A 3,011-nucleotide genomic window follows, 5' to 3' on the forward strand; every position below is an offset into this window, starting at 1 on the left:
AGCAGGGCTTGTTGCGTTCGTTGCTTTTTATTTCAACTGTCGGCCTGAGAACTCTTATTGGACACAATGATTGACCATGAAACCCATTCGTCTCCTTGATAATCGACTGGCTAACCAGATCGCCGCCGGTGAAGTGGTGGAGCGTCCTGCTTCAGTAGTCAAAGAACTGCTGGAAAATAGCATTGATGCCGGTGCCAGGCGCCTGACGGTTGAAGTGGAAAATGGTGGTGTCAAATTGATCCGTATCCGCGATGATGGTCATGGCATACCTCAGGATGAGTTAGCCCTGGCGCTCTCCCGCCACGCTACCAGCAAGATATCCGAACTGGAAGACCTGGAAGGTGTGGCTACCCTTGGATTTCGTGGGGAGGCGCTTGCCTCCATCAGCTCAGTTTCCAGGCTTACCCTGACGTCTAATGTGGCAGAACAGGGGTCAGGTTGGCAGGCCAGGGTGGAAGGACGGGATATGGAAGCGCAGGTTATGCCCGCACCGCACCCGGTGGGAACCACCATAGAAGTCAAAGACCTATTCTTTAACACGCCGGCCCGTCGCAAGTTTCTCCGTACCGAAAAGACCGAATTTTCTCACCTTGAAGAGGTGGTTAAGCGCCTGGCCCTGTCCCGCTTTGATGTGGGCTTTACCCTTCGCCACAACCAGCGCAGTGTCCATCAGCTTCGTCCTGCGGTGACTCAGGCGGAAAAAGATCGCCGGGTAGCTGCGCTTTGCAGTCCTAAATTTATTGAACATGCGGTCATTATTGATGTTGCAGCCGCTGGCCTGAAACTGTACGGCTGGGTTGGGCTGCCTACGTTCTCCAGAGCCAGTGCTGATCTGCAGTACTTCTTCGTTAATGGTCGTGTTATCCGGGATAAGCTGGTGGCTCACGCCGTTCGCCAGGCCTACCGTGATGTGCTCTACAGTGGCCGTCATCCGACATTTGTCCTCTACCTGGAGTTGGATCCGGCCATGGTGGATGTCAATGTGCATCCCACCAAACATGAAGTCCGTTTTCGTGATGGCAGAACGGTCCATAACTTTCTGTTCAGTACATTAAATCGTGCCCTGGGTGAAGTTCGCCCGGAAGATCAGCTGCCGCCCACGGTATTAACCAACCCACCTCAACCCCAGGCATCTGGTATTGATGCCGGTGAGTTTCAGGGACAGGAAACCATTGGGCTGTCAGCAGCGCCGACAGCATCCAGTACCGGACACTATGCCAATGAAAACTCAGGCGGTGGTGGTAATCATGAGCGCCGCCCTGCTTTATCAGAAGCACCATCTCCCGGTCAGGTTAAGCGACAGATAGAAGCCTATAGCCAGCTATATGCCACCTCTGCAGAGCCGGTGAATGCCAGTCAGGCCAAGGCGGTGGGTGAAAGTGCGGTACAGGAATCCAGCGTTGCATTTTCATCCCGGGTGCCGGTTCAGCCGTTGCCGGAACATGATTCTCGGACACCGCCCCTGGGCTATGCCATTGCCCAGCTGAAAGGGGTTTATATTCTTTCAGAAAATGACCAGGGGATGATTCTGGTGGATATGCATGCCGCTCACGAACGGATTACCTACGAGCGAATGAAGCAGTCCTATCAAGAGCAGGGGATTCGTGCTCAACCATTGTTGGTACCTGAATCCGTATCGGTTAGTGAGCGTGAGGCTGACTGCGCAGAAGAACACAGCGAATACTTTTCCCGTCTGGCACTGACCCTGGAGCGGATGGGGCCGGAAACCCTGCTGGTGCGTCAGATACCGGTGATGCTGCAGAATGCCGATGTTGAGAAACTGTTGAGAGATGTACTCTCAGACTTGATGCAACACGGTACCAGCGACCGCATTGAAGCCCATATCAATGAAATACTGGCCACCATGGCCTGTCATGGGTCGGTGCGGGCCAACAGAAAACTATCCATTGAAGAGATGAACGCCCTGCTTCGGGATATGGAACAGACAGAGCGCAGCGGGCAATGTAACCATGGTCGTCCAACCTGGACCATGCTCACGATGGATCAATTGGATAAGTTGTTTTTGAGGGGGCGTTAGAGGGGGTGGCAGTGTCAACCAGCCAGGTGACAAGCAGATTTTTTTGGCAGATTCAGGCAACTGCTCATTGTTACCGCTGAGGTAGCAGCGATGGAACTTTTCATGGACAGTGGACTCTATTTGGTTGGAGAGTCCGCAAACCCGAAATATCCTTTTAATAAATTGTGGAATTGCGTCCTTTCTGCAACGGGTACGTCAACCCATATGATGTGCTGTTTCGCTTAACACCAAACAACAGTCATTGAGCAAACAAAAGGAGCATCTATGTTTCCCTCTGGAATATCCGACCCTCAGAAAAATTCCCTGCCGGTTGCAGCAGTAGCAACGTCAGGAGCGTCAGGCAACAGTGATGGCGATGAAGCCTCGGGCAGTTCCTTTATCGGCCATAAGGTTAGTATCAAAGGGCTTGATAAACCGCTGTTGCTTCAGTCCCTTTATGAACATGCCAATGGTAATGGAGAGTTATTTGCCAGCAGGCCTAAAACGGCGCTAGCCCTTAATCTCCTGCCACCTATGAAATATCAGGATGCTCAGCAGTACGTTGCTGAAAATCCCAGTCTCAATTTTGATTATGTTTTATGCAAGCCGATCAAGAGTAATATCGCGGGTGATTATATGGAAGTCAGCAGGTATGATGATTACAATGGCGAGGGTGCAGGTAAAACCGCTGTTGAGGCGGCATTCTGCGTATCCACCCTGCGACAGAGTCATGAAAAAGGACTTGCCCGTTTTGATCAGTTGACTGAGAGATTTGGCATTCCGGATCATCAGTCACCGGGGGGCTATGAGCAACTGGACAAAATGTTAGGATATGCGCTGTTTGGCAAAGCGCCCGGCGATAACGCAGGTTAACCCATTGAGCTTTAACGCCTCCGCCTTTTGATAACTTACCGATCTTGCCCCTGGATACGCCATTTTCAGGGGCTTGTTGCAGTTAACGAAAACCTATCTATAGTTACTCGAACCTATTCAA

Annotated in this window: 2 protein-coding genes; both read left to right on the forward strand. The window is 51.6% G+C overall.

Annotated elements, in window-relative coordinates; translation table 11 throughout:
• Positions 1-76: 76 nt before the first annotated feature.
• Positions 77-2,038 (forward strand): DNA mismatch repair endonuclease MutL, encoded by a 1,962-nt coding sequence (gene mutL / locus KDK15_RS02400; protein ID WP_257293772.1) that lies wholly within the window; start codon positions 77-79, stop codon positions 2,036-2,038.
• A 264-nt stretch (positions 2,039-2,302) separates the two neighbouring features.
• Positions 2,303-2,890: a hypothetical protein gene (locus KDK15_RS02405; RefSeq protein ID WP_257293773.1), complete on the forward strand. Its 588-nt coding sequence runs from the start codon at positions 2,303-2,305 to the stop codon at positions 2,888-2,890.
• The last annotated feature ends 121 nt before the right edge of the window (positions 2,891-3,011 follow it).

It is taken from the genome of Endozoicomonas sp. YOMI1 (genome assembly GCF_024606345.1).
Classification (GTDB): Bacteria; Pseudomonadota; Gammaproteobacteria; order Pseudomonadales; family Endozoicomonadaceae; genus Endozoicomonas.

Coding starts and splice junctions, on each gene's coding strand:
- mutL (WP_257293772.1), top strand. CDS start 77: ATGAAACCCATTCGTCTCCTTGATAATCGACTGGCTAACCAGATCGCC.
- KDK15_RS02405 (WP_257293773.1), top strand. CDS start 2,303: ATGTTTCCCTCTGGAATATCCGACCCTCAGAAAAATTCCCTGCCGGTT.